This window comes from Hymenobacter siberiensis, assembly GCF_018967845.1.
GTDB lineage: Bacteria > Bacteroidota > Bacteroidia > Cytophagales > Hymenobacteraceae > Hymenobacter > Hymenobacter siberiensis.
Map to the genome: position 1 here is coordinate 1,505,637 of NZ_JAHLZZ010000001.1, position 24,343 is coordinate 1,529,979.

Annotated in this window: 24 protein-coding genes; 18 read left to right on the forward strand and 6 right to left on the reverse strand. The window is 62.5% G+C overall.

Going from position 1 to position 24,343, the window contains the following annotated elements; genetic code table 11:
• Window positions 1–72: 72 nt before the first annotated feature.
• From KQ661_RS21990 to KQ661_RS06365, 4 genes are all read left to right on the forward strand, one after another.
• Window positions 73–867: a hypothetical protein gene (locus KQ661_RS21990; RefSeq protein ID WP_235726935.1), complete on the forward strand. Its 795-nt coding sequence runs from the start codon at window positions 73–75 to the stop codon at window positions 865–867.
• A 23-nt stretch (window positions 868–890) separates the two neighbouring features.
• The gene (locus KQ661_RS21995; protein WP_235726936.1) at window positions 891–1,430 is read left to right on the forward strand and encodes a hypothetical protein; all 540 of its coding nucleotides are present in this window, start codon (window positions 891–893) and stop codon (window positions 1,428–1,430) included.
• 353 nt (window positions 1,431–1,783) lie between these two features.
• A complete protein-coding gene (locus KQ661_RS06360; protein ID WP_216685948.1) occupies window positions 1,784–2,485 on the forward strand; it encodes an alpha/beta fold hydrolase in 702 nt (233 codons plus the stop codon).
• Complete coding sequence (locus KQ661_RS06365) at window positions 2,385–3,101, forward strand: LytR/AlgR family response regulator transcription factor (protein WP_235727106.1); 717 nt, start codon at window positions 2,385–2,387, stop codon at window positions 3,099–3,101. The genes KQ661_RS06360 and KQ661_RS06365 overlap by 101 nt, the downstream gene beginning before the upstream one ends.
• A gap of 13 nt (window positions 3,102–3,114) precedes the next feature.
• Here the strand turns inward: KQ661_RS06365 and KQ661_RS06370 are convergent, their stop codons facing one another.
• On the reverse strand, window positions 3,115–3,471 hold the full coding sequence (locus KQ661_RS06370) for a glyoxalase superfamily protein (RefSeq protein ID WP_216685949.1): 357 nt from the start codon (window positions 3,469–3,471) through the stop codon (window positions 3,115–3,117).
• A 149-nt stretch (window positions 3,472–3,620) separates the two neighbouring features.
• Here KQ661_RS06370 and KQ661_RS06375 point away from each other — a divergent pair, with 149 nt between their 5' ends.
• Complete coding sequence (locus KQ661_RS06375) at window positions 3,621–5,117, forward strand: amidase (protein ID WP_216685950.1); 1,497 nt, start codon at window positions 3,621–3,623, stop codon at window positions 5,115–5,117.
• 81 nt (window positions 5,118–5,198) lie between these two features.
• Here the strand turns inward: KQ661_RS06375 and KQ661_RS06380 are convergent, their stop codons facing one another.
• Entirely contained in the window at window positions 5,199–8,033 is a 2,835-nt protein-coding gene (locus KQ661_RS06380) for a M36 family metallopeptidase (protein ID WP_216685951.1), read from the reverse strand.
• A 212-nt stretch (window positions 8,034–8,245) separates the two neighbouring features.
• Window positions 8,246–10,996 carry a T9SS type A sorting domain-containing protein gene (locus KQ661_RS06385; RefSeq protein ID WP_216685952.1) on the reverse strand — a complete coding sequence of 917 codons (2,751 nt, stop codon included), beginning with the start codon at window positions 10,994–10,996 and terminating at the stop codon, window positions 8,246–8,248.
• A gap of 400 nt (window positions 10,997–11,396) precedes the next feature.
• Between KQ661_RS06385 and KQ661_RS06390 the strand changes: the two genes are divergently transcribed.
• From KQ661_RS06390 to KQ661_RS06405, 4 genes are read left to right on the forward strand one after another with little or no spacing between them, the layout of a single operon-like run.
• Window positions 11,397–12,509 carry an IS4 family transposase gene (locus KQ661_RS06390; protein ID WP_216685953.1) on the forward strand — a complete coding sequence of 371 codons (1,113 nt, stop codon included), beginning with the start codon at window positions 11,397–11,399 and terminating at the stop codon, window positions 12,507–12,509.
• 27 nt (window positions 12,510–12,536) lie between these two features.
• On the forward strand, window positions 12,537–13,001 hold the full coding sequence (locus KQ661_RS06395; protein WP_216685954.1) for a hypothetical protein: 465 nt from the start codon (window positions 12,537–12,539) through the stop codon (window positions 12,999–13,001).
• 27 nt (window positions 13,002–13,028) lie between these two features.
• On the forward strand, window positions 13,029–13,262 hold the full coding sequence (locus KQ661_RS06400) for a hypothetical protein (RefSeq protein WP_216728023.1): 234 nt from the start codon (window positions 13,029–13,031) through the stop codon (window positions 13,260–13,262).
• 48 nt (window positions 13,263–13,310) lie between these two features.
• Window positions 13,311–13,598 (forward strand): hypothetical protein, encoded by a 288-nt coding sequence (locus KQ661_RS06405; RefSeq protein ID WP_216685955.1) that lies wholly within the window; start codon window positions 13,311–13,313, stop codon window positions 13,596–13,598.
• A 344-nt stretch (window positions 13,599–13,942) separates the two neighbouring features.
• Here the strand turns inward: KQ661_RS06405 and KQ661_RS06410 are convergent, their stop codons facing one another.
• The gene (locus tag KQ661_RS06410) at window positions 13,943–14,752 is read right to left on the reverse strand and encodes a S1/P1 nuclease (RefSeq protein ID WP_216685956.1); all 810 of its coding nucleotides are present in this window, start codon (window positions 14,750–14,752) and stop codon (window positions 13,943–13,945) included.
• 228 nt (window positions 14,753–14,980) lie between these two features.
• Here KQ661_RS06410 and KQ661_RS06415 point away from each other — a divergent pair, with 228 nt between their 5' ends.
• From KQ661_RS06415 to KQ661_RS06430, 4 genes are all read left to right on the forward strand, one after another.
• Window positions 14,981–15,376: a hypothetical protein gene (locus KQ661_RS06415; protein ID WP_216679880.1), complete on the forward strand. Its 396-nt coding sequence runs from the start codon at window positions 14,981–14,983 to the stop codon at window positions 15,374–15,376.
• Window positions 15,377–15,451: 75 nt separating this feature from the next.
• On the forward strand, window positions 15,452–16,438 hold the full coding sequence (locus KQ661_RS06420) for a glycoside hydrolase family 43 protein (RefSeq protein WP_216685957.1): 987 nt from the start codon (window positions 15,452–15,454) through the stop codon (window positions 16,436–16,438).
• A 99-nt stretch (window positions 16,439–16,537) separates the two neighbouring features.
• Entirely contained in the window at window positions 16,538–17,293 is a 756-nt protein-coding gene (locus KQ661_RS06425) for a hypothetical protein (RefSeq protein WP_216679882.1), read from the forward strand.
• A 102-nt stretch (window positions 17,294–17,395) separates the two neighbouring features.
• Window positions 17,396–19,519: a T9SS type A sorting domain-containing protein gene (locus KQ661_RS06430; RefSeq protein ID WP_216685958.1), complete on the forward strand. Its 2,124-nt coding sequence runs from the start codon at window positions 17,396–17,398 to the stop codon at window positions 19,517–19,519.
• A gap of 39 nt (window positions 19,520–19,558) precedes the next feature.
• Here KQ661_RS06430 and KQ661_RS06435 read toward each other — a convergent pair whose 3' ends face one another.
• On the reverse strand, window positions 19,559–20,089 hold the full coding sequence (locus KQ661_RS06435; RefSeq protein ID WP_216679884.1) for a GNAT family N-acetyltransferase: 531 nt from the start codon (window positions 20,087–20,089) through the stop codon (window positions 19,559–19,561).
• A gap of 190 nt (window positions 20,090–20,279) precedes the next feature.
• Window positions 20,280–20,510 carry a hypothetical protein gene (locus KQ661_RS06440; RefSeq protein WP_216679885.1) on the reverse strand — a complete coding sequence of 77 codons (231 nt, stop codon included), beginning with the start codon at window positions 20,508–20,510 and terminating at the stop codon, window positions 20,280–20,282.
• A gap of 115 nt (window positions 20,511–20,625) precedes the next feature.
• Here KQ661_RS06440 and KQ661_RS06445 point away from each other — a divergent pair, with 115 nt between their 5' ends.
• The 5 genes from KQ661_RS06445 to gmk all read left to right on the forward strand — a co-directional run bounded on the left by KQ661_RS06445 (window position 20,626) and on the right by gmk (window position 24,341).
• Window positions 20,626–21,393, forward strand: a complete 768-nt coding sequence (locus tag KQ661_RS06445; protein WP_216685959.1) for a glycosyltransferase family 2 protein — start codon at window positions 20,626–20,628, stop codon at window positions 21,391–21,393.
• Complete coding sequence (locus KQ661_RS06450; protein ID WP_216685960.1) at window positions 21,390–22,442, forward strand: glycosyltransferase family 9 protein; 1,053 nt, start codon at window positions 21,390–21,392, stop codon at window positions 22,440–22,442. The genes KQ661_RS06445 and KQ661_RS06450 overlap by 4 nt, the downstream gene beginning before the upstream one ends.
• Before the next feature lie 287 nt (window positions 22,443–22,729).
• Window positions 22,730–23,374, forward strand: a complete 645-nt coding sequence (locus tag KQ661_RS06455; protein ID WP_216679888.1) for a sigma-70 family RNA polymerase sigma factor — start codon at window positions 22,730–22,732, stop codon at window positions 23,372–23,374.
• A 73-nt stretch (window positions 23,375–23,447) separates the two neighbouring features.
• Complete coding sequence (locus KQ661_RS06460; RefSeq protein WP_168672205.1) at window positions 23,448–23,738, forward strand: hypothetical protein; 291 nt, start codon at window positions 23,448–23,450, stop codon at window positions 23,736–23,738.
• Between the two features lie 18 nt (window positions 23,739–23,756).
• Window positions 23,757–24,341 (forward strand): guanylate kinase, encoded by a 585-nt coding sequence (gmk, locus tag KQ661_RS06465; RefSeq protein ID WP_216679890.1) that lies wholly within the window; start codon window positions 23,757–23,759, stop codon window positions 24,339–24,341.
• Window positions 24,342–24,343 lie beyond the last annotated feature (2 nt).

A 24,343-nucleotide genomic window follows, 5' to 3' on the forward strand; every position in this document is an offset into this window, starting at 1 on the left:
TATTCACGCAGTCGGGAGCAAGTTGTTGCCTCAATTAACCAGTATGCCCAAATTTCATAAACCTTCTTTTGCTTGCCTGCGCCCGGTTCGCGTGCTTCACCTGTTGGCCTGAGCTTGTTGCTGCTGCCGGCTACCAGCTGGGCGCAGGGCCTGGTGGCGTTTCCGGGGGCCGAGGGTGCGGGGCGCTTCACCACCGGCGGGCGGGGCACGGCGGCAATGCCCACCACGGTGCTCGAAGTCACCAACCTGCTCGATGACGGCCAGCCCGGCAGCCTGCGCTACGCCGTGCAGCTGAACCTCGCTAAAGCCTCCGTGCGCACCATCGTCTTTCGGGTGTCGGGCACCATTCACCTGTTGTCGCCGCTCACCATCAGCAAGGGCAACATCACCATTGCGGGCCAGACGGCCCCCGGCGGCGGTATTTGTCTGGCCGATTATCCGGTATCGGCGAAGGCCAATAATGTGATTATCCGCTTCATCCGCTTCCGGATGGGTGATAAGAACCAGAACCAGGGCTTCGTGGACGGCGGGGGCGGCGATGATGCCTTTGGCGGCACCCGCAACAACCACCTCATCGTAGACCATTGCTCGATGAGCTGGAGCACCGACGAGGCCATGTCGGTGTACGAGGGCGACAGTACCACCCTGCAATGGAACATCATGGCCGAGCCACTGAACTACGCCTACCACTACGAAGCCGGCGACACCGATTTCGAGCGCCACGGCTTCGGCGGCATCTGGGGCGGTAGCATTCCTCGTTCCACCACAACCTGTTTGCGCACTGCAAAAACCGCACGCTGCGCTTCAACGGCAGCCGCTACACGCACGCGGCAGGGTTCGAGAATGTCGATTTCAGCAATAACGTAATTTACGACTGGGGCGAAAACAACGTGTACGCCGGCGAGGGCGGCAACGACAACGTGGTGAACAACTACTACAAGCCTGGCCCCAGTACCAACCCCAAGGTGCAGGCCCTGGTGCTGAACCCGTACAAAATAGACAAGGAAAAGGGCCGCCTGCCCTACGGCAAGTTCTACCTCACCGGTAACTACGTAGACGGCTCGCCCGCCGTGACGGCCCGTAACTGGTGCGGCGTGGTGATGAACGGCGGGACCTCCGCCGATACCGCGCAGTCGAAAGTAACCACGCCGTTCGACCTGGGCCCGCTGGCCCTGCAAGCCGCGCCCGCCGCCTACGAGGCCGTGCTGAACGGCGCGGGGGCCATCTACCCGCAGTGCGACACGCTCGACCAGCGCATTGCGCACCCGCACCGGCACCATCATCGACGTGCAGGGCCACTACCCGCACGTCACGCCCTACCGCATCTCGCAAAAAGCCTGGCTGGTGCTGAAATCAACCCCCGCACCCCTCGATACCGACCACGACGGCATGCCCGACGCCTGGGAAAAAGCTCATCACCTGAACCCTGAAAATGCTGCCTACCGATGGCTACACCAACCTGGAAAGCTATTTGAATAGCCTGGTGGCGGTGGGAGGGAAGTAGCAGGAAGTCAGGAATAACAAAGCAACGGTCATGCTGAGCGCAGCCGAAGCATCTCTACCGCACCAGTAATTCCAATTGTCAGGATTAGTATCGCGGTAAAGATGCTTCTACTGCGCTCAGCATGACCGTTATGCTTTGAGCCAGTGCCGCATTCGCCATTCAGCCGCCATTTCGCCCGTTCAGCGGGCCGGAATACCGTTCGCTTAAATTTCGTTTCGACCGCTGATGGGGACCGGTAAGTTTGGGTCATTTAATCACCAACAACCCCATACTTACCCGATGAAAACTGCTGCTTTCGCCCGCCGCCTGTCCTTGGCGCTGTTGCTGCTGAGCGCGGCCGGCGCTACTTTCGCCACCAATCCGGTCGCCGCGCCTGCCGCAAAAGTCGTGGCCGATAATCCTGCGTTGCACCCCACCTTCACGGTGCGGGTGGTGGGCAAGGGCCAGCCCATGCTGCTCATTCCCGGTCTGAACTGCCCCGGCGCGGTGTGGGACGAAACCGTGGCCCACTACCAGACGCGGTACTGGTGCCATATCATCTCGCTGGCAGGCTTCGCCGGCACGGCTCCCGTCGCCCCCCTGGCCGACCCGCTGCTGCCCGCCGTGCGCGACCAACTGCTGGCCTACATCAAAACCCAGAAGCTGAGCAAGCCCACCATCGTGGGCCACAGCCTGGGCGGCTTTATGGCGCTGGCCCTGGAGCGCGGCCCAGCCCGAGGCCATCGGCCCGCTCGTGATTGTGGATTCGCTGCCCTTCATGGCCGCCATCCAGAATCCGGCCGCTACCGTGGAAACCGTGCGGCCCATGGCCGACAAGATGCGCCAGCAGATGAAGCAGGGCCACCTGCCCGCCGCCGCCCAACGCCAGATGGTGGCCGGCATGGCCACCGACACCGCCCGCCAAACCCAGATTGCCCGCTGGGGCACGGCCTCGGACCCCGCCACCACCGCCCAGGCCATGTACGATATGTACACCATTGATTTGCGGAACGACGTCGGCCGGATTCAGCAGCCCGTGCTGGTGCTGGGGGCCTGGGCCGCCTACGCGCAGTATGGCTCGACGAAGGAGAGCACCCGCGCCATCTTCACGCAGCAATACGCCCTGCAGGCCTTCGCCGTCAACGCCCTCGACTACCTGCTGAAACCCGTGCAGGAAGCCCGCCTGGCCGCCGCCCTGGCCAAGGCCCGCGCCCATTGCAGTGCCCCGGTGCCGGCCGCAATGACTCCCGCCGGCCCGGCCGAGGAAGCCCCGCTGGCCCCGCTCACGGTCCAGGACCAGGTGTTTGTGAAGGACGGTGAGCGGTGCTGGTTCGTGAAGCTGGCCGACATCAAGCTCTTCGAAATCAACGGCAGCTACCCCCGCATTCATTTCGAAAGCCACCAGCCACTCATTCCACGCACCTTGCAGCAGCTGGAGGCGCGCCTCGACCCCAAAGTGTTTTTTCGCGTCAATCGCCAGCAGATTATCAACCTGAAATGGATTGCCGGCATCGAGCCTTGGTTTAGCAACACACTGAAGCTGAAGCGGCGCGGCGGCCCCGAGGTGGAAGTGTCGCGGCAGCAGTCGGTGCGGTTCCGGGAGCTGCTGAGCCTGTAGCGGCGGCGGTGGGTTACGCGCAGAGCTCGGCGAACACCAGGATATTGCCGAACGGGTCGGTCACTTCCACCTGCATCACTTTGTCGCTCCAGTAGGTTTTTTGCAGCACCGGGCTCGGATAGGCTGAGGCCTTCTGCGTGAGTAGGTAGTGAAAGGCAATCAAGCCATTGATTTCGGCCATAGCCTTGGCGCCGGCGCAGCTTTCCTCGGGGTGGCTGGTGAGGTGCAGCACGATGCCGCCGCGCGATACCTGCATGTACAGCGGCCCGCGCGCCGACTGCTCCTCCCAGTCAATTCGAAACCCCAGCCAGTCGATGTAGAAATCGAGGGCCTGCTGGTAATCTGAAATCTGAAAAATGGGCGTGACCATTGAGGCGGTTGGCTAAATAGCAGCGGTTGGCTTTGTGCTGATATTCGTTGAAATATAGTCCGAAATCGGCGATATTTCTTGCTGTTGTCTCACCTACGCCAGCCGCACCCGTTTCAGATTACCCGGCCCGGTTCGCCTACATTTAGCCCATGATTTCACCTGCCGAATATGACCGCCTCGACGGCCTGGCCCAGGCTGCCCTCGTGCGCGCCGGCCAGCTCACGCCCGCCGAGCTGTGCGCCGCCGCCATTGCCCGTGCCGAGGCCGTAAATCCTCAAATCAACGCCGTGGTGCACCCGTTGTATGAGCCCGCCCGGGCTCGCGCCGCCGTCGGGCTGCCGGCTGGCCCATTCGGCGGCGTGCCGTTTCTGCTGAAGGATTTTGGCGCGCAGTATGCCGGCGCGCCGCACACCTCGGGCAGCCGGGCGCTGCGCCATTTTGTGCCCCACGAAGATGCCGAGCTGGTGCGCCGCTGGCAGGCTGCCGGCCTCAACATCCTGGGCAAAACCAATACCCCCGAGTTTGCCCTGATGGGCGTGACTGAACCCTTGCTGCACGGCCCCGCCCGCAACCCCTGGCACCTGGGCCACACGCCCGGCGGCAGCAGCGGCGGGGCGGCGGCGGCCGTGGCGGCCGGCATTGTGCCGGTGGCCGGGGCGGGCGACGGCGGCGGCTCCATCCGCATTCCGGCGGCCTGCTGCGGGCTGTTTGGGCTGAAACCCAGCCGGGGCCGCGTGCCCACCGGCCCTGAGCAGGGCGAAAAGTGGCAAGGTGCCGCCGTGGAGCACGTGGTGTCGCGCTCGGTGCGCGACAGCGCGGCCCTGCTCGATGCCACTCTGGGTCCCGATGCGGGTGCGCCCTACTTCCTGCCCAAGCCCGCCCGGCCTTATCTGGAAGAGGTGGGCCGGGAGCCCGGCCGCCTGCGCATCGCCTTCAGCCTGGGCCACCCGCTGGGCAGCGCCTTGCACCCGGAGTGCGCTACGGCCGTGACGGAGGCCGCGAAACTGCTCGAAAGCCTGGGCCATGAGGTAGCGGAGGTGCCGCTGCCGTTTGATGGCCAGGCCGTGGCCTCGGCGTTCCTGATGCTGTATTTTGGCGAAACCGGGGCCAGCATCGCGGCCCTGGCCAAACACCTGGGCCGCCCGGCCCGGCCCAGCGACGTGGAGCCCACCACCTGGCTGCTGGGCCTACTGGGCCGCACGTATTCCGCCGCCGATTTCGCTGCCGCCCGCCATACCTGGAACGACCATGCCCGCGCCTTCGGCCGCTTCCATCTTACCCACGACCTGCTGCTCACGCCCACGCTGGCCACGCCGCCCGTGCGCATCGGCGAGCTGCAGCCCAAGCCGCTGGAGCAAAAGCTGCTGAAGCTGGTGAATACCTTTGGCCTGGGTGGTCTCATCCGCCGCTCGGGCATCGTGGAGAAGCTGGCCGAGCAGAGCCTCGAAAAAACGCCCTACACCCAGGTGGCCAACCTCACGGGCCAGCCCGCCATGTCGGTGCCCCTGCACTGGACCGCCGACGGCCTGCCCTGCGGCGTGCAGTTCATCGCAAAGCTGGGGGCTGAGGACGTGCTGTTCCGGCTGGCCGGGCAGCTGGAGCAGGCTCGGCCGTGGTTTGATAAGCGGCCGGTGCTGGTGGGGTAGGGGTGGTACAATCGGCCCAATTGGCCACAAAAAAAGCCCGGCCGAAGCCGGGCTTTTCTGCAAACGCAGGGACCGTGAAGCTTAGTGCTGCACGCTCACCTTGGTGCTGTACGTGCCACCGCTGGTCGTTACGCGCACAATGTAAATGCCCGATGCCAGGCGGCTGGTGTTCAGCTCCACGCCGCTCTGCTGCATCTGGCCGGCTGGTACTGGCATGGCGCGCAGCACGGTTTTGCCCAGCAGGTCGAGCATGTCTACCTGCATGGGTACGGTGCTGGTGAGCTGTGTGCGCACGGTGAGCACGTTCTGCGCCGGGTTGGGGTAGGCTTCCAGCGCATTGCCGGCGGTAGCGCCATTCTTGCTGGACAAGGCGATGGCCGGAGTGCCGGGGGGCAGGTCAAATGCCTGCACAATGCCCGTAACGAGTGGCGCACCGTTCACACGGTTGCCCTGCACGGCGCTGTAACCCATGCCCCGACGGGCAAACACGTTCCAAATCAGGCCGGCGTTGGCGGCGCGGTTGGTGAGCGAGTCGGCCCGCAGCAGGCCATCGCGGCCGTCGAGGAAGCCGGGGTTACACACCTGCAGCTTGCAGCCGTCGAGCACCAGCTTCAGGGCTTTGTTGTTGCCGCCGGTAGCGCTGAAGAAGTCGGCGTTGTAGCCGTAGCGGTAGATGAACTGCCAGTTCAGGTCCCACAGCACGGTAGCCCACACTTCGCCCACGTCGTGGGTTTCCTGGAAGCGGCCGGTGGCGGTGCCCAACTGGGCGTAGGTGTAGTTGTTCTGCGCGAAGTTGGTGGAGTACGGCTTGCGGCGGAAGCCCGGGCCCACGGCGTAGGGGTTGCCGTTGTCGTAGGTCGCCACGTAGCGGTTGTTTGCACCATCTTCGCCGGGGCGGGTGGTCATCCAGAGGGCAAAAAAGTCGCTCCAGCCTTCGCCCATGGTTTGGTTGCCAGTGGCGGAGTTGAGGCAGCTGGAGTTAGCCGGGCCGCCGGTGAGGCGGTTGCTGATGCCGTGGCCAAACTCGTGCGATACCACGCCGTTGTCAAACGAGCCGTCGAAGTCGGCACCCAGCGTGGTGGTCGCGTTCAGCGTAGCCCCGGCCAGAATGGCCGTGCGCAGCCGGAAGCCATCGGCCCCACTGATGAAAATGGCCGGAATGCGAATGCCCACGGTATCGGTGCCGCCGAAATTCATCAGGTTGGTGGTGGTGCCCAGCGAGTCGAACACGATAACGGAAGTAGCACCGTTGTCCTGGGCACGCTTCACCTTGGTGGCAAATGCGTTGGTAGCCCGGGGATTGAGCGTGGTGAGCTGGGGGCAGCCGCCGCGCTGAATAAAGGCAATATTGCCGGCCACCGCCGCCGCGTTCACGAAGGGCGAAGCGCAGCCGTGGTCGCCGCCATCGGCCGATACGCCATCGTTCACGAGCACCAGCCGGCCCGTCAGCGGCCGCTTGGTGAGGCGTGGGCCAAAGGAAACCGCCGCAAAGCGGTAGCTGCCGGCCGCGCTGGCCGCGCCGGTTACGGTCAGGGCATTGGCCCCGGTGTTATCAAACAGGTACATCTGCATCCGGCCGTTGCTGCCGTCTGCCGGAGTCGAGAAGTTGGCGTTGTTGCGGCCGCTGCCGTCCTGCGATTCGGCCCGCACAAAGTCGTTGCCCAGGCCCTGAGTACCAATGTTCTTGTACTGGAAGTTGCCCGATACCTCATCAAACCCCTTGCTCATCATCACGTCGTGGAGCATGTTGTTCCAGTAGAACAGGTTGGTGATGCCGGCCGCGAGGTTGCCCGGGTCGCGGGGCCCCAGTGGCTGGTTGAAGGCAAAGTCGAAGTCGCGGTTGGCCCCGCCATCGGGCGAGTTGGTAGTAGAAGCCACGTTGCCGTTGCCCGATACCGTCGTAGCGTTGTCGTCGTAGGCCGCCACGTTGTTGCCTCGCGTGAGCTGCTTGCCGCTCGAAATCAGCGAGTAGGCATCGGCGTAGAACGCGCTGGGGGCGCGGGTGTCGCTCACCTGCCAGCCGTAGGGCGAGTACAGCGGGTTTGCCGAGCTGAAGGGCACCACCACGCGGGGCGCAAGGTCGGGGCTTTCGAACGGCACGGGGATAACCGTCATGCTGTTGGCTACGCCCGTGGTGCCTTTCGCGCCTTTGGCGTTCTTCAGCGCCTTGGCGGCTTTCACGTCCAGGGCAATGGCGGCCGTGGTGGGCACCAGCTTGCGCCGGGCCTGCTCCTGCATCACATGCTGGCGGAAGGTGGTCTGCTCGCTCACGGTGTAGTCGTTGCGGTCCAGCAGGCGGCCGGTTTGCGCATCCACGCGGGCGTTCCAGTAGTGCTGCTGGTCGAGCTGGGCAATGGTCACGTTCCACACGAGCACCAGCTTGTTGTCAACGCGCAGGTACATCAGCCGCACCGGAATGTTTTCTTCCGAAATACCGCCTTTGTTGAACACAATGCCGTCGGCCACGCGGCCTTCCGTCACGCGTTGCAGGGCTACGGGCATGGGCAGGCTCAGGCCCTTCGCGGCCGCTCCCACGGCTTGCTCCGGCGTGAGGCCCGGCGTGGCCGAAGGGGCTACTGCCGCCGCGCCCGCCAGAAAATCCTGGTTGAAATACACCACCTTGCCGCTGGCATCGGTGTGCACGGCCCCGTTGGCGTTAAACACCGTCAGGCCATTCACCCGCTGCTGCAGGTAGGTGTGCGTGAGGCCCGTGCTGGCGTCAGCATACGAGCTGGTCACCGTAGGATTGGCCACATCGGCCTCCGTCAGGTGGCCCTGGGCCCGCGCCTTCACGGCAAACGAGGCCAGCACCTGCGCGGCCGGGGTAACCTCCTGGGCCAACACCAGCCCCGGCATAGCCAGCGCAATGGCCAGTGCCAGCTTACGATAGCCTGAATTAGTAGGTAATACGTTCATATAGAGTGAAGAGTGGGAAGACAAAAACGGTTGGGCAACAGCTTTTAATTGCTGCGAATGAATGAGGGATTTCCCGAAAAACAGTTGCGTTGCCCGGGTGCGCCAGGTTTGGGAATTGAAGGTTGGCACCGAAGCGCAATTGCCAGGCAAATGCCTTCAGTGCCAACTTCTCAACGGGCAGTCGATGGGGTGAAATAGTGCGGCTGCGCGCGTTATTTCACAATGCTTACCTGGCTGGTCAGGCGCTCATCGCCGTTGCGCACCTGGAGGTAGTAAATGCCGGCCGCGAGGCCGCTCAGGTCGAGCCGGTTGGTGTAGTTGTCGCGGGCCGCACCCGTGTACACGCGCTGGCCCAGGGTGTTGGTCACCTGCACATCGAGGCTGCCTTTGGCATTGGCTCCGTGAATTTCGAGGTCAAATACGCCCGTGGTTGACGGGTTGGGGAACACGCTCACAGCGCGCAGCAGCGCCTCCGAAGTAGCCGTGATGGAAACGGCCGTCACCGCCACGTCGTCGATGTAGAGGTTGCCCTGGTTGGCCAGGCTCTTCACATGGAAGCCCACGTACTGCGTGCTTGCGCCCACGGGCAGCAGGGCCACCACGGGTACCGAAGTGCCGTTGGCCAGGGCATAGTTGGTGTTGGTGATGGCTGTGTTGTTGTACAGCAGGTTGGTTTGGGCGGCTACCGTGGCGGCCGTGCCCGATTTCACTTCCAGGCTCTCCGTGTAGTTCGAGGGGCTGTTGGCAATGCCTTCGCCACGGTAGCGGAACGCCACCTGATAGCGCGAAGTAGCCAGCAGCGCCAGCGGCGGCGTGAAGAACCAGTCGTTGGCCACCACGTTGTTCAGCACCAGGCCCCGGTAGCGGATGCTGTTGGCGCCCGAGTTGGGGTTGGTGGCCGATACGGCCCAGGTAGCACCGTCGGCGTTGGCATCCAGCACGCTGAAGCCGCAGGGCAGCGACTGGCCCGGAATCAGGGTGTCGAAGTCTTGGCTGTAGGGGAAGGCGGCCACCGTCTGGGTGGGGCTGCAGGGCGTGGTGAACGTGACGGGCGTAGCATAGCTGCTGCTGCCGCCGGCGGTACAGTTGCTCCGCACATATACCTGGTAGGTGGTGGCGGGCGTCAGGCCGCTCAGCGTCACGGGGGCGTTGGTACTCGTGACTAGCGTGCCGGTAGAGAGGGCGAAACCAGCCGGGCCGTACAGCACTTCGTAGTTGGTGGCACCGCTGGCAGGGGCCGTAAAGAACACGCCGGCGGTAGTGGCGGTGATGTTGCTCACGGCCAGCGTAGTGGGCGGGGCGCAGTTCGGGGTGATGGTGCCAAACTCAATCGCAAAGCGGAACGAGTTGTTGGGGGCGAAATCGAGCCAGGTGGCCGTGCCGCCCGGCAGGTAGAAGAACGTGCCGGGGCGAATGGGGGCCTCAAGCTGGTAAGAAAGCGACATGTTGGTGGCGCTGGTTTCTTTCACACCCACAAAAAAGCTGGTTGGTACGGCGATGTTGGGTACCGTTAGCGTAACGGTGCCGCCGGCGGTGGTACGGTTCTGCGTGGGCGAGGTGTAGAGCAGCGCGCCGGGCAGGCCCCCTGGGGCCGAAGCATCATAGATAACCAGCTGGTACGGAGCCGTGTTGGTCGTCGTGCCGGCGGCCGGGGCAAAGGTTAGCACCACATCGCCAATGGTGGTGGCCGCCGGCAGCGTGTACTTCGAAGCCAGAATGGCGTTGCCGAGGCCAATGCCTCCCGTAGCCGCAGCTGCCTGGTCGGTATACGACACGCGGTTGGCCGTTACCAGCTGGCCGTAGGTGGCGGTGTTGTTGGTGTTGTTGCCATCGGCCGGCACGGTTACGGTAATCGTGTTGGTGCCCGCCGCGAGCGTGGCCGGGTAGCTGGCAAACGTAACCGTAGTGGAAGCGCCCGCCGCCAGCGAGGCCACGCGCTTGGTATCGGTGAAGGTGTTGGCCCCGGTCACGTTCAGCGTCACGTCGAGGTTGGTCTGCGCCGAGACGCCGGCATTGGTCACCACGGCCCGCACGGCGTGCGGCAGCGCATCCGGGCTGGCTATTTTGCCCAGCGTATAAATAACCGATACCGCTGCATCGCTGGTCGGCGTAGGCGCGAAGCGGTAGGTGCGGCCCACATCCGGCAAAGCCGTTTGACGGACGTTGTGGGCGTTGCCCGCGCTCGATGCCAGGTAAGGGCCCACAATAAAGGTGGCCGCCGACCAGAGCCCCGTAGACGGCTTGGTGGCCAATACCGACGATGCCGGTACCGCGCCCTTGATGCCAATGGCCGCGTATTTGATATTCGATACGCCGGTGCTGGCCGTGGCAGTACCGTACACAAACTCCACGTTGTTAGTGGTTTCGTAGAGCTTTACCTGGAAGGAAAAGTTGTCGAACTGCGTGGCGATAACTGTCGCAATGGTCGAAGAAGCGGCCTGGGGCTTGTCGGCCACGTTTTTCCACTGAATGGTGCACACCCGGTTGGGGGCTGTGCCGGTGGTAACCACGCGGTACTCGGTGCCGCCGGCGGTGCCGGGGCCCAGGTCCAGGTTGAACGGTGCAATCAGGTTGATATCTGCCGCGTTGGTGCCGGAAATCGGGCCGGATTCCGGCGTTTGAGCAAACGGTGGAAAGGCTGCCACCGACGAAGGCGCTGCGCTGCCCAGCCGAATCAGACCGTTCGTGTTCAGCACAAACTGCGTGAACGCGATGCCATTGAAGTTGAAGCTGAACCCAATGGCCTGCGCCGCCGAGTTGTCATCGTCGGTGTTGGCCGTGGCAATGGCCGTACCGGTGGTGCCCAGGTCGGTATAAGTGCCGGCCACGTTCACGGCCGTGCTGGGCGTATAGTTCAGCGCCTGCGCTTGTGCGGCTCCAGCGGCCCCACCCGCCACCAATATAGCTAAACTAGCCTTCTGCAAACGGCTCGCCCAGGTTTTTCGATTGTAAGATTCTATCATGAAAAAGGGTAACAGAGAAATATGACTATTGAGAGTGCTGCAATCTTTACTCAACTTGCATAGTGCAGGCAAATCGATTGCGCATGCAATATCCTGCATTTTTTCATCAACTGTTTTAAGAATTCGTCATCAAAAACATCATACTGTAGTAATTGCCCTGATACATCGCTGATAGACAGCTGAAAAAAGGTACTCTACCCTACTAAAAGTCAGGCAAGGCAAAAAAACGGGGCGGCCCGACCTTTGAGGTTCCTACACGCTCAACTCGTTCCGCCCCATGAAGCAACGCCTCATCGCCAAAATTACGACCGTTTTACTACTCTACCCTACTAAAAATCGGGCATAAAAACGGGAAGGTTCGACCTTTGTAGTTCCTCAACTGCCAAAAGCACCCCTTCCCGTGAAGCATTGCCTCGTTGCCAAAATTACGACCCTTTTGCATTCGGCCCCGCTGGTGCGGAACCTGGCCCGCAAGAAGTTCATTGCCCGCTTCGTGCTGGGTCTCTTCAAAAGTCGAAACGTACAATTTTGCGAAGTGGCGCAGCATCTCAACGACGGCGCAAAACTGGCCTCGAACGAGACGCGCATCCAGGACTTTTTTCGCGAGGTCGACCTGGATTACCTGGCCCTGGCTGTGCTACTGGTGGGCCTGCTGCCGGGCACGGGCAAGCTGCGCCTGTGCCTGGACCGCACGGAGTGGGACTTCGGCAAGTGCCAGGTAAACATTCTGCTCGTCACGGTGGGCCGCGGCGACTGCCACTGGCCGCTGTACTGGGAATTACTCGACAACCGCAGCGGTAATTCCAACGCGGCTGACCGCGCCGCGCTGCTGGATTTTTGCCTCCGGGTACTGGGCCCCGACCGGGTGGGGTTGGTGGTGGGCGACCGGGAATTTGTGGGCCATGCGTGGTTCAAGTACCTCAAAGACAAGGGCATTTTCTTCGTCATGCGCCTGCCCAAGCACCACTTGCTCACCGACCGCCACGGCCGCCGTCACGCCGTGGCCGACTGGGGCCTGCACCCGGGCCAGTGCCGCCAACTGGCCGCGTGCCAGGTCGACGGGGTCTGGGGTGGGGCGCAGGTCACGGCCCTGACCGGGGGCGAGTACCTGTTCCTTTTCGGCACGGCCAACGTCGCTTTTTTGGGCCAGTTCTACCGCAAGCGCTGGACCATCGAAGCCTGTTTTCAGAACCTGAAAGGGCGCGGCTTTGCCTTGCGCGGGACGCATTTGCAGTGCCGCGGCAAGCTCAAAAAACTCGTTGGCCTCGTGAGCCTGGCCTACGCGCTGTGTGTCAGCGTGGGCACCTGGCTCCACGAAAAGGTGCAACCCATCAAAACCAAAAACAACGGCTACAAACGCGCCAGTTTCAGCCGCCACGGCCTCAACGCTCTGCGGCAATACACGCGGCCCGGCCGCAGCACTGACCCGGCCTTCATTGCTAACATGAACGCCGTGTTTCGATGGATTATTTGCCAACTAACTCTTTATCAATTAACTAAAATAGTAGGGTAGAGTACCGTTTTACAACACCTGCCGGTGGTGCGCAACCTGGCTCGCCAAAAGTTTGTGAGCCAGTTCATTATCGCGCTGATAAAAAGCCGCAACGTCCAATTCTGCGAGGTGGCCCAGCACTTGAACGATGCCGTCAAGTTAGCCTCGAACGAAACCCGGATTCAGGATTTTTTCCGCGAAACGGACCTGAACTATCTGGTGCTGGCGCAGTTAGTGCTGGGCCTGCTGCCGGCCCAGGGCAAGCTGCGCCTGTGCCTGGACCGCACGGAGTGGGATTTCGGCCAGTGCCAGGTCAATATCCTGCTCGTGACCGTGGGCCAGGGCGCGTTTCACGTACCCCTCTACTGGGAACTGCTCGACAACCGCAGCGGCAATTCCAACGCGGCTGACCGCATCGCCCTGCTCCGGGTCTGCGTCCAGGTGCTGGGTAAAGACCGGATTGGCCTGGTGCTGGGCGACCGCGAATTCGTGGGCTATGCCTGGTTCAAATAGCTCAAGGACAACGGATTGCCTTTTGTTATGCGTCTACCCCGGCACCACCTGCTCACTCACCCGAGTGGCCGCCGGCAAGCCATTACGGACCTGGGCCTGGCCGTCGGACAGACCCGGCGCTTCGCCCAGTGCCAGGTCGACGGGGTCTGGGGACAGGTCTGGGTCAAGGCCTTGACGGACGGGGATTTCCTCTTTCTTTTTGGCAACGTGGGCCTGCCGTACATGGGGCAGCTCTACGCCAAGCGCTGGACCATCGAGTAGTGCTTTCAGAACCTCAAAGGCCGGGGCTTCAACCTGGAGGCCAGTCACTTGCGCTGCCACCTGAAGTTGCGCAAGCTCGTGGCCCTGGTCAGTCTAGCGTACGCCTTTTGCCTGGGCGTGGGCACGGTAGCCGACCGGAAAAGCCAGCCCATCGGCCGCAAAAACCACGGCTACCGAGCCATGAGCCTTAGCCGACACGGCTTAAATATCCTGCGCCAGCTCAGCCGCCCCGGTACCGGGGCGGCTGAGAAGCTCGCCCGAATGGTGGAAACAGTATTGCGCTGGTTTTGCTGGCAAATTACTCGATATCAATTCACTAGAAAAATAGTAGGGTAGAGTAGAAAAAAGGTCGACACGCTACGAATAATTTCAGGAAAAACAGGTGCTGAACCTACTATTTTGATAATGAAGCTATTTAGAAAGTCCCCGAACGGTCATGCAGAGGGCAGCGCAGTATGACCGTTTGAGTACCTTTTGTGACTTTCTAAACAACTCCAATACCGGTTATGGACTCCTAAGCGGTAGCCCCCGCCAGGTCGTATCCGGCAGGGCGGCATACCGGTAGCAAAGCCAGTAGTACAAGGGGCGGAGTCACGTCGGGGCGCAAAAAATGCCCCATAAAAAGAGCCCCGGCGCTGGTGGGGCCGGGGCTTCAGAAATGAGCGTTGGAAGGTGCCGGCTTACTTGTCGAATACCTCGTTGAGCACACCAGCCAGGCGGATGCCGGCTTTCAGCACCTGCTGCTCCACGGTGGGGCCGAAGGTGGGGTAGAAGTGCCAGTCGAACTTGGTGGGCGAAACGGCCGCGCTGGCGTAGATGGGCGTGCAGAGCTGGTACGACTCGAAAAGCCAGGTCGTCATGTCGTCCCTCTGCCACTGCTTGATTTGGGCGGGCGTGGCGTGGTCGTAGGCCGTGGCCATTTCGCTATAGGTGAAGCCGGGGTATTCTACCAGGGCGGTATCCCACACGCTGTGCAGGTTGGTATCGTCCTTGGCGCGCCAGTTCACCATGATGTTGTTGCCGCCTTTGTCTTCGGCGTGGCCTACGTGCAGGGGCTGGTGCACATCGCCCACCAGGTGAACCACAAACTTGAGGGCCACGAGCTTTTCCTCGGCGGTTTTCTTGGGGTCTTTCAGGTCGCGGCGGGCTTGCAGCAGGGCCGTGTAGGCGTTGGTGGGCGCGGCGGGGGCGGCCAGGGCGGGGTCGTTCAGCTGCTTCACAAAGGCGGCAAAATCGAGGCCCACGGGCACGTTGAGGTAGTGCCAGGGTGCCGTGTCGCGGAACTGCGGGTCCGAGCGCAGCTCATCGGCCCAGGTGCTTACCAACGGCATGGTTTCGTGGCCCAGGATGCGGGCTACTTCGCGCCTGGCCGTGGAAGAGAGGTGGTTTTCGGCAATTTTGGCCACGGCCCGGTGGCCTACCACGCCCCAGGCCAACAGGCTAAACGGCGCACACAACAGCGCCAGGAGGGCAACACTTTTTTTGAACATCAGCGAACAGGGTGGGAGTGAGGCGAGAGCAAGCGGTTTGCCGGGTTTTCGGGCACCTTCCGGCGCAAGCAGAACCACAAAGCTAGTGCCCGGCCGCAGCAGATGAATGCGCGGCCGGCAAAGTATTTGTGCCCGCGAGTAAGAAGGCAGAATCCAGGACCGGGAAGGCTTATGTGTCGTTCTTTGAGTGCGCAAAAGGTCGTTGCCGGCCCCGCGCTCCGCCTATCCATGCAAACTGTTTTCGATTCTCCCACCCTGTTCATCGGTCACGATGAGCCGAACCGCTGGCTCTACGTGGACCTGCGCGGCAGCTACGATGCCTCCCTGGCCCAGGCCGCCTGCGAGCAGATGTTGGCCAGCCTGCGCCAGTGGCCCTGCCAGAAAATCCTGACCGACGGCACCAATATCCTTGCCGTACACATGCAACGCACTCACTGGGGTGCGCGGTGGCTGGAAGAGATGCAGACCGCCGGCCTGCGCTACTTTGCCTGGGTGCTGCCCCTAAGCCTACAGGCCCGCCACGCCACCGAAGAGCGGATATATCCCATCACTACCCCATCAGTAGGCACTTTCGATGATGTTGCCTCGGCCTACCTGTGGCTGCAGCAGCAGCGGGAGCAATAGGGGAGTTAGGAATTAAGAGTTAAGAGTTACGAGGAACGTTATGATTGAAACTCTTAACTCTTAATTAAAGCCGCCATGTTCACCAATCCCGTCCTCGACGACAACTTTCCGGACCCCACCATTATTCGCGCCGCCGATGGCTGGTACTACGCCTATGGTACCCAAACCAAGCGCGCCGGCCTCATTATCAACCTGCAAGTGGCCCGCTCCCGCGATTTGGTGGCTTGGGAATACCTCGGCGAAGGCCTGCCCGAAAAGCCCGTCTGGGCCACCGAAAGCCAGAAAATATGGGCTCCGCACGTGAGCGAGCACGGCGGGCGCTATTATCTGTACTACTCGTCCCGGCCCGATGGCGCCGACTACTTCAGCCTGGCCGTGGCCGTGGCCGATGCGCCCGCTGGCCCGTTCGTAGACTGTGCCCGGCCCATGTTGCCCGGCCCCGGCTTCACCTGCATCGACCCCATGGCGTTTGATGACCCTGCCACCGGCCGGCGGCTGCTGTACTGGGGCTCGGGGTTCGGCCCCATCTGGGTGCGCGAGCTGGCCCCCGACCGCCTGCGCTTCGCCCCCGGCAGCGAGGCCGTGGCCGTGCTGCACCCCAGCGCTTCCGACGACCCCGCCAACTACCACCGCCTCATCGAAGGGGCCTGGGTGCACTACCGCGCCGGCTGGTACTACCTGTTTTTTTCGGGGGACAACTGCTGCGGCCCGCACGCCCACTACGCCGTGCTGGTGGCCCGCGCCCGCCACGCCACCGGCCCCTTCGAAACCTACGCCGCCGCCACCGCCAATCCCCACGCCGCCTTGCTTGCCGCCAATGCCCACTGGCATGCCCCCGGCCACAACTGCGTGGTGACCGATGCCGCCGGCCAGGACTGGCTGGCCTGCCACGCCATCGACCCCCGCCAGCCCACCTTCGACGCCATCGACGATTCGGAGGGCTACTCGCGCCGCGTGCTCATTCTGGCCCGCCTGGACTACACTGCCGACGGCTGGCCCGCCGTGGCCGGCGGCTCGCCCCAGTGGCTGCCCCAGTCCGCGCCAGCCAGCCCGGCTAGTTAAACTGCCAGCGCCGGCCTCTGTCTTTGTTGTCGGCTATCATGCGTAGCTCACGTTAATGGCTTAGCTTTAGCCCGATTGCGCCACTGCTACTACTTTACTATGACTCGTTACATCGGGGCCAGCTTGCTGGTTGCCCTGCTGCTGAATGCCTTGGTGGGAGCCGCCCAGACCCGGCCCGCCGCCGATTCGGCCGGAGCCACGGAGGCGGGACCGCCTTGCCCGGCCCCCGTGGCCCCGCGCCGCCGGGTGGGCTTTGTGATTTCGCTCGATAACCGCGAGTCCTTCGTGCAGTCGTCGGCCGTGCACATCATTGGGGTCAATGCCGGGGTGCTGCTGCCCGGCCGGCGCTGGCGGTTGGGCCTGGGCGGCTACACCCTCAGCCGTGACTATGCCGCGCTCTATATCTACCAATACCGAAACGGCAAGCGTACCAAGAAAATCACCGATACCCTCACGCCTCAGCTCGGCCTCACGTACTTCACGCCCAACGTGAGCTATATTTTCTTCCAGCGGCCCTGGCTCGAAATCAGCCTGCCGCTGGAAGTGGGCCTGGGCCGCAGCCACTACACCATTACCAACCAAAGCGGCTCCACCACTACCGACCACCGGGGCCTGTTTGTGCCCGTCGAGGCCGGGCTTTCCATCCTGGTCAAGCCGTTTCGCTGGGTGGGGGTGAGCGGCAGCGTGGGCTACCGCAAATCGGTGCTTGAAGTTGATTATGAGGACGATTTCGACGGCATGTACTTCAGCTACCGCCTCAACGTGTTTGTGGGCGTCATCTGGCGCGATGTGCGCCAGTACCGCCAGAACCACCGGTTCGCCCGCGAGCTGGCCGAAGCCCGGCGCGGGTACTAAGCTGCCATCCGAACAGCCGGCAGCCAACTTGTTGGGCCAGGCACTAAGGCCCTTCATCCCGGTTTGCCGTATCTTCGGCAGCACTCGTTTTTTTCCTTGCTTATGCCTGCTGCACTACCATTTCTTCGTTTCGTGAGCCGCAAGTGGGCGAGTGCATTGGGGCTGCTGATAGCGGGAGCCGGCCCGGCACTGGCCCAGGCCCCGGTGCCCGCCGAAACCCGCTGCCTGATGCTGCCCCTGGAGCCGGCCCGCCGCGCCCGGCAGTCGGCCCTGGTAGTTGAAGCGCAGGTACTCGACGCCCGCAGCTTCTGGGATGCCGGCCACCGGCACCTCTTCACCCGGCACCGGCTACGGGTCTTTTCGCTGCTGAAAGGCCCGGTAGCCGATACCACCGGCCTCACCGTCCTCACCGAAGGCGGCCGGCTGGGGCTCGACCAGCAAATCCTGACCAATACCCTGCAGCTCACGCCCGGCCAGCAGGGCGTTTTCTTCCTGATGCCCGCGCCCTGGCCGGGCCTTCCGGTCGTTGGCCCCGCCGCCTTCACCCCAGTGGGCAGCGAGCAGGGTTTCATCCAATTCAACCCCACTGAGGGCACCGCCTCCGAGCCCTTTCGTGTTTACAAGGCGCTGGATGCGGGCTTTTATCAGGAAATAGCTCAGCTCACGGGGCAGGCGCGCCAGGTGTTGCAGGCCAACCCGGCGCTGGCCCAGGCGGCGGCGCCCGCGCAGCGGGGCACGGCGGCCCCTACCATTGCGGGCTTTGCACCCACCAGCCTCACGGCGGGTACCGGGGCGGTGCTCACCATCACCGGCGACGGCTTTGGCAGCACCCGGGGCAGTGGCTTTGTTGAATTCAGGAATGCCGACGATGGCGGTGCGACCCGCGTGAAAGCCCGCGACGACGATTACCTCAGCTGGACCAACAACCAGATTCAGGTGCGGGTGCCTTCCACGGCCAGCGGTGGCAGCCCGGTGAGCAGCGGCCACCCTGCCGGCTCCGGCCCGGTGCGCATCACCACTTCCGACCAGCTCAATGTCGAAAGCAGTAGTGCCGTTACCATCGTCTACGCCCTCACCAACGTGGAGAGCACCGATGGCAAGCTGCTCCAGCGCCCGAACCACATTGCCCTCAATGCCACCGGGGGCATCACCTTCCGCTTCGGGCCCAACTTCACGGCCACGCCGGCTGCGGCTTGGCAGCGCGCCCTGGCCACCTGGCGCTGCCAGACGGGCATGAACTGGGAAGTGGGCCCCGCCAGCGCCACCAACACCATCGCCGACGACGGCCAGAACGTCGTTGCCTTCGACCAGGGTGCCGAGCTGCCCGCCCGCGTTCTGGGCCGCACCACCAGCTACTATAAAGGCTGCTACGCGCCGAATGGCGAGGTAATATTCTGGGTGAAGGAAATCGATATGCAGTTCGACGATGCCTCGCCCTTCCAGTTTGGTCCGTTGCCGGCCGCCATCAACCAGGTCGATTTTGAGTCGGTGGCCGTGCACGAGCTGGGCCACGCCCAGCAGCTCAACCACCTCAACCTGCCCCGCGCCATCATGCACTACGCCCTGGCGCTTGGTCAAACCACCCGTTCGTTGAACCCCCTCAGCGAAGTGGCCGGTGGGCGGCAGGTGCTGCGGGTGCGCAGCTTTCGCAACCTGGGCTGCAGCGGCCCGGCCCTGCTGCCCGCTCCCCTCACCGGCCTCACCGGGCAGTACACTGCCGGCACCGGCGCCACTCTCAGCTGGGCCACCCGCGACGAGTGCTTCCTGAGCCGCTTCGTGGTGGAGCGCAGCCTGAGCGGCGATACCATCGCTTGGACGCCGCTGGCCACCATCGCCCCGCGCCCCCCCGCCAGCCAGTACCAGTACGTAGATGCCCAGCCGCTCACCGGCCTGCACTACTACCGCCTCCGCCTGCAGCGTCCCGATGGCTCACTCGACAACGCTGCTCCCGTAGTCATAAGCTCGGAAAGCGCCAGCGTCAGCATCTTCCCCAACCCGGTGACGGACTCCCGGCTACGCCTCCAATACCCTGCCTCCGCCGATGGCACGGTAATTTTCTGGGTGTATGACATGCTGGGCCGCCGCATCATGGCCACCGCCCTCAGCGTACCTGTTGGCCTGAACGTACTCACCCTAAATCTGCCCGCTACGCAGCCCGGCCTGTATGTATTGCGCTGGCAGGATGCGCAAGGCCGCACTGGCAGCCAGAAGTTCACCCGGCTGTAGGTTGTTGAGGATAACCGCCAGCCTTTGCCGCTACAGCAGCTACAAGCTGCGCCCCGTAGCCGGTGCGGCTGCAGCCGTGGCCACCGCCGCCACCTCGTAGCGCCCTAGCTGGGCCTCGTCCAGGTTGCCATTTAGCCATTCGTCCTCAATGGTCGCGCCCAGCTTTTTGTAAAAGCCGATGGCGGGCTCATTCCAGTTCAGTACCTGCCATTTCATCCGCACGGCGCCGGTGGCGCGGGCTTCGGCCACCACGGCATCGAATAACAGCCGGCCCAGGCCGCCGCGCCGGCCCGCCTCCGTCACCACTAGGTCTTCGAGGTATAGCATCCGGCCCTTCCAGGTAGAGTAGGCCGTGTAAAACAGCGCCAGCCCGATGATTTCGGCCCTCTCATTTTCCAGTACGAAAAAGCCGAAGATGGGGTCCGGCCCAAACCCATCGCGCTGCATGGCCACCAGCGTGTTGGTCACGGCCTCCGGTGCTTTCTCATATTCGGCCAGCTCCTGAATCAGGCCCAGCACCTGCGGCAAATCGGCTTCCACGCCCCGGCGCAGCACAATGTTATTTTCCATGGTAATTAAATCAGAAGAAAAAGAAATTGGGCCGCTACCGCCTCAGCAGTAACGGCCCAATCAATTAAAAGCAGAAAACCTAATGAATGGCCCGAGTCAGCGCGCCCCCAACCGAAGGTCAGCGTCCACAAAATCCGTGAACCGAAGGTCGGCGTAGCCAAATTCGCTAAAATCCGAGCCAATCCGTGGTCTACATCTGCGGCTGCATTTTCTTGATATCTTCCGTGGCGTTCACAGAGTTCAATTCGCGCATCTGCTCGGGCTGCTTGGCACCCTGGGTGGTGTCGGGGGCAGCGGGCAGCGGGGGCAGGGCGGTGGTGGCTACGTCATCGTCGCCCTCGGCGGCAGAAGGGCCGCACGAAGGCAGCGTGAGCGACAGCAGAGCAGCGGCCAACAGGCCGGGGAGGAGCGTTTTTTTCATGTGTTGAGAAACGAATTCGGGTGCAAGTTACGCACGCCCGGTGGGTTGCGGTACGAAAATATTGCAAAAACGGTCCATGCTTCAGTCAACAAAAACGCCGGATATTTGCCCGCCCATGCCCATCCCTCTCTCTGTCGTTATCATCACCTTCAACGAAGCGGCCAATATTGCCCGCTGCCTCCAGGCCCTGGGCGACGTGGCCGACGACGTGCTCGTGGTCGATTCCTTCTCTACCGATGCTACTGTGGAAATCTGCCGCCAGCACGGGGGTCGCGTTATCCAGCACGCCTTCGCCGGCTACGTCGAACAGAAAAACTACGCCACCAGCCAGGCGAAATTCGACCATGTACTCCAGCTCGATGCCGACGAAGTCCTCACCGACGAGCTGCGCCAGTCCATCCGCGCCGTTAAGGCCGACTGGCAGCACGCCGCCTACTCGCTGGCCCGCCTCACCAACTACTGCGGCCACTGGGTGCGCCACGGCGGCTGGTACCCCGACCGCAAGTTGCGCCTCTACGACCGCCGCCTGGGCCGCTGGACCGGCCTGCTCCTGCACGAGAAATTTGAGGTAAACCCCGGCCAGACTACCGGCCCACTCGCCGGCGATGCCCTGCACTACAGCTACCACAGCATTGCGCAGCACGTCAGCCAGCTCAACAAGTTCACCAGCATCACGGCCCAGGAATTGGCCCTGCGTGGTCGTACCCACGTCAGCCTGTTTCACCTGCTGCTCAAGCCGCTCTGGAAATTCGTGCACGGCTACTTCTTTCGCCTTGGTTTCCTCGATGGCTTTGCCGGCCTGTGCATCGCCGGCATCTCGGCCTGGGGCGTGTTCCTGAAATTCGCCAAGCTGAAAACCCGCACCGAACAAGCCGAAGCATGAGCCCGGAAAAAACCTTCACCTTCCTCGTCTCCCGCACCGACGCCATTGGCGATGTGGTGCTCACCCTGCCGGTTTGTGGCCGGCTCAAGCAGCTGTTTCCCGGCTGCCGGGTGGTGCTCATCGGCCGCACCTACACCGCGCCCATGGCCGCTGCCTGCCCGTGGGTCGATGATTTCCTGAACATGGATGAGCTGCTTAAAGAATCCGTAACGGCTCAGCTCGAAACCTTGCGCGCCTACGCCGCCGCTGCCATCATCCACGTCTTCCCCAATAAAATTCTGGCCCGCCTCGCCCAGAAGGCCAGAATCCCGCTGCGCATCGGCACCCGCAACCGCTGGCAGCACTGGCTCACCTGCAACCAGCTCATCGCCCTCAGCCGCCGCCACTCTCCTCTGCACGAAGCCCAGCTAAATGTGAAGCTGCTGGAGCCCCTCGGTGATACTTCCACGCCCACCACAGAGGAAGTGGCCCAGCTGGTGCGTCTGCGCGCCACCGAGCCGCTGGCCCCGCCGCTCCAGGAGCTGCTCCAGCAGCGCCAGCCCGGCCAGCTCAACGTCATCCTGCACCCGCGCAGCCGGGGCAGCGCCCGCGAGTGGGGCCTCGATAACTTCGCCCAGCTCGCCAAGCTGCTGCACCGCGCCGGCCACCGCGTCTTCATCACCGGCACAGCTGCGGAAGGGGAGGAGCTGGCCCCCTGGCTTCAGGAAAATGCCGCCTTCCTCACTGCCGACCTCACTGGCCGGCTCAGCCTGCCGCAGTTCATCGCCTTCATTGCCGCCGCCGATGGCCTTGTGGCCGGCAGCACCGGCCCGCTGCATCTGGCCGCCGCGCTGGGCCGCCACGCGCTGGGCTTGTACCCGCCCATCCGGCCCATGCACCCCGGCCGCTGGGCCCCATTGGGCCCGTACGCCGAATTCATGGTCTTCGACAAGCCGAATTGTGACGACTGCCGCCAGCAGCCTGCCGCCTGTACTTGCATCCGAGCCATTGCGGCGGCGGCGGCGGCGGCGCGGGTGGCCGCGTGGGCGCCGCTACTGGTCGAGCAATAAATGCTATATGGCGACGAACAATGGCTGATTCGTCTAGTTAATTTGCTGCTTGTTTGCCATATCGCAACCTAGCAGCCGATGCAATCCGTACATCGGGCAATGCGCCGCACGTTGCGTTGCGCTACTTTTGGTCTTTCCGGGCTGCGGGTAGCGTCGCACAATGAGCGGTTATTGGCATGGATTAACCCGGTCAGCCCCACTGTCGAGTTGCTGCCTCACCTGCTTCTATTGTCATAATCCCCTATTCCTTCGTAGGTTTCGGCCTGCAATTTCCCCCGCCCACGTGTATGAGCGATTCTCCCGAACGGCTTAAACTGAGCAAAGAGGAAAAAGACCGGCGTTTTCAGGCCGAGCTAATGCCTGTGCTCGACCCGCTCTACAACTTTGCCTACCGCCTCACCCTCGATGAGGATGATGCCAACGATTTGGTGCAGGAAACCTACCTCAAGGCGTACCGTTTTTTCGAGTATTTCGAGGCCGGTACCAATGCCAAGGCTTGGCTATTCCGCATTCTTAAGAATTCGTTTATCAACGACTTCCGTAAGAAAAGCAAGCAGCCCGCCAAGGTCGATTACAGCGAAATTGAGGGCTATTACAACCCCGACGATGTGGAGGCCGAAGGCGAAATTGGCGCTTCTTCGTCCGACATGCGCCAGCAGTCGACCCGCGACCTCATCGGCGACGAAGTTGCCAGCGCGCTAAATTCTTTGCCGGTCGATTTTCGTACCGTCATCATCCTCTGCGACCTCGAAGGGTTTACCTACGAGGAAATGGCTAAAGTGCTTGATATTCCGATAGGTACGGTGCGTTCACGGCTGCACCGCGCCCGCAATTTTCTTAAGGATAAGCTGGAGAAATACGCCCAGTCAATGGGATATGGCAATGATGCAATAGACGATGAAACGGAACTAACCGAGGCCGAGAATAATTAACGTCTTCAACAAGGGCGCATTATTCCCGGCCTTGTACTGCATTGCTCCTCACCCCTTTCCTACATTTTCAATTATGAACCAATCCGCTACTAAAGAAACCAATACGTCGGCCCCCATTTTGGCTAATGGCCCCGACTGCGAACGAGTGAACACTGTACTAGAACAACTCATCGAAGGCCAGCCCCTGACCGCCGAGGACGAAGATTACCTCTTCGACAACGCCACGGACTGCTCGCCTTGCTTCGACGACATCGAGAAGCAGCGCGTATTTATCGGTTTTCTGAACCAGCGCGTAACCCGGCAGCCCATCCCGGCCACCCTGCACGATGCCATTTTGGCTCGCGTAGGTGCGCAAATGGCCTAATACCGGTAGCTTTGTGCGATGCAAGGCAAAATCATTGTGTTTTCGGCCCCCTCGGGCGCTGGCAAAACTACCATCGTGCACCGCCTCATGGACCGGTTGCCGGAACTTAGCTTTTCCATTTCTGCCTGCACCCGCGACCGTCGCGGCCGGGCCGAAGTGCAAGGCAAGGACTACCATTTTATCTCCGTTCAGGATTTTCAGGATAAAATCAGCAACGACGAGTTCGTGGAGTGGGAGGAAGTGTATGAGGGCGCTTTCTACGGCACCTTGAAGTCCGAAATCGAACGCATCTGGGAAGGCGGCAAGCATGCCATTCTCGATGTTGACGTGAAGGGTGGCCTCAGCATCAAGGAGTTCTATAAGGACCGGGCGCTGGCTATTTTCGTCCGTCCGCCGTCCATCGAGGTTTTGGAGCAGCGCCTGCAGGCTCGGGCTACCGACTCACAATCCAGCATTTCTTCGCGGGTGTACAAGGCTAATTTTGAGCTTGGCTTCGAAAACCGATTCGACGTGACCGTCGTCAACGATAACCTCGACGAAGCCTCCGACCACGCCGAAAAGCTGGTGCGCCAGTTCATCAGCGGCGAGCCCGCCATCGTCTAGCT

Coding starts and splice junctions, on each gene's coding strand:
- KQ661_RS06420 (WP_216685957.1), top strand. CDS start 15,452: ATGTTCACCAATCCCGTCCTCGACGACAACTTTCCGGACCCCACCATT.
- KQ661_RS06460 (WP_168672205.1), top strand. CDS start 23,448: ATGAACCAATCCGCTACTAAAGAAACCAATACGTCGGCCCCCATTTTG.
- KQ661_RS06425 (WP_216679882.1), top strand. CDS start 16,538: ATGACTCGTTACATCGGGGCCAGCTTGCTGGTTGCCCTGCTGCTGAAT.
- KQ661_RS06455 (WP_216679888.1), top strand. CDS start 22,730: ATGAGCGATTCTCCCGAACGGCTTAAACTGAGCAAAGAGGAAAAAGAC.
- KQ661_RS06410 (WP_216685956.1), bottom strand. CDS start 14,752: ATGTTCAAAAAAAGTGTTGCCCTCCTGGCGCTGTTGTGTGCGCCGTTT.
- KQ661_RS06365 (WP_235727106.1), top strand. CDS start 2,385: ATGGCCACCGACACCGCCCGCCAAACCCAGATTGCCCGCTGGGGCACG.
- KQ661_RS06360 (WP_216685948.1), top strand. CDS start 1,784: ATGAAAACTGCTGCTTTCGCCCGCCGCCTGTCCTTGGCGCTGTTGCTG.
- KQ661_RS06380 (WP_216685951.1), bottom strand. CDS start 8,033: ATGAACGTATTACCTACTAATTCAGGCTATCGTAAGCTGGCACTGGCC.
- KQ661_RS06370 (WP_216685949.1), bottom strand. CDS start 3,471: ATGGTCACGCCCATTTTTCAGATTTCAGATTACCAGCAGGCCCTCGAT.
- gmk (WP_216679890.1), top strand. CDS start 23,757: ATGCAAGGCAAAATCATTGTGTTTTCGGCCCCCTCGGGCGCTGGCAAA.
- KQ661_RS06435 (WP_216679884.1), bottom strand. CDS start 20,089: ATGGAAAATAACATTGTGCTGCGCCGGGGCGTGGAAGCCGATTTGCCG.
- KQ661_RS06430 (WP_216685958.1), top strand. CDS start 17,396: ATGCCTGCTGCACTACCATTTCTTCGTTTCGTGAGCCGCAAGTGGGCG.
- KQ661_RS06400 (WP_216728023.1), top strand. CDS start 13,029: ATGCGTCTACCCCGGCACCACCTGCTCACTCACCCGAGTGGCCGCCGG.
- KQ661_RS06440 (WP_216679885.1), bottom strand. CDS start 20,510: ATGAAAAAAACGCTCCTCCCCGGCCTGTTGGCCGCTGCTCTGCTGTCG.
- KQ661_RS06385 (WP_216685952.1), bottom strand. CDS start 10,996: ATGATAGAATCTTACAATCGAAAAACCTGGGCGAGCCGTTTGCAGAAG.
- KQ661_RS06450 (WP_216685960.1), top strand. CDS start 21,390: ATGAGCCCGGAAAAAACCTTCACCTTCCTCGTCTCCCGCACCGACGCC.
- KQ661_RS06445 (WP_216685959.1), top strand. CDS start 20,626: ATGCCCATCCCTCTCTCTGTCGTTATCATCACCTTCAACGAAGCGGCC.
- KQ661_RS06375 (WP_216685950.1), top strand. CDS start 3,621: ATGATTTCACCTGCCGAATATGACCGCCTCGACGGCCTGGCCCAGGCT.
- KQ661_RS06415 (WP_216679880.1), top strand. CDS start 14,981: ATGCAAACTGTTTTCGATTCTCCCACCCTGTTCATCGGTCACGATGAG.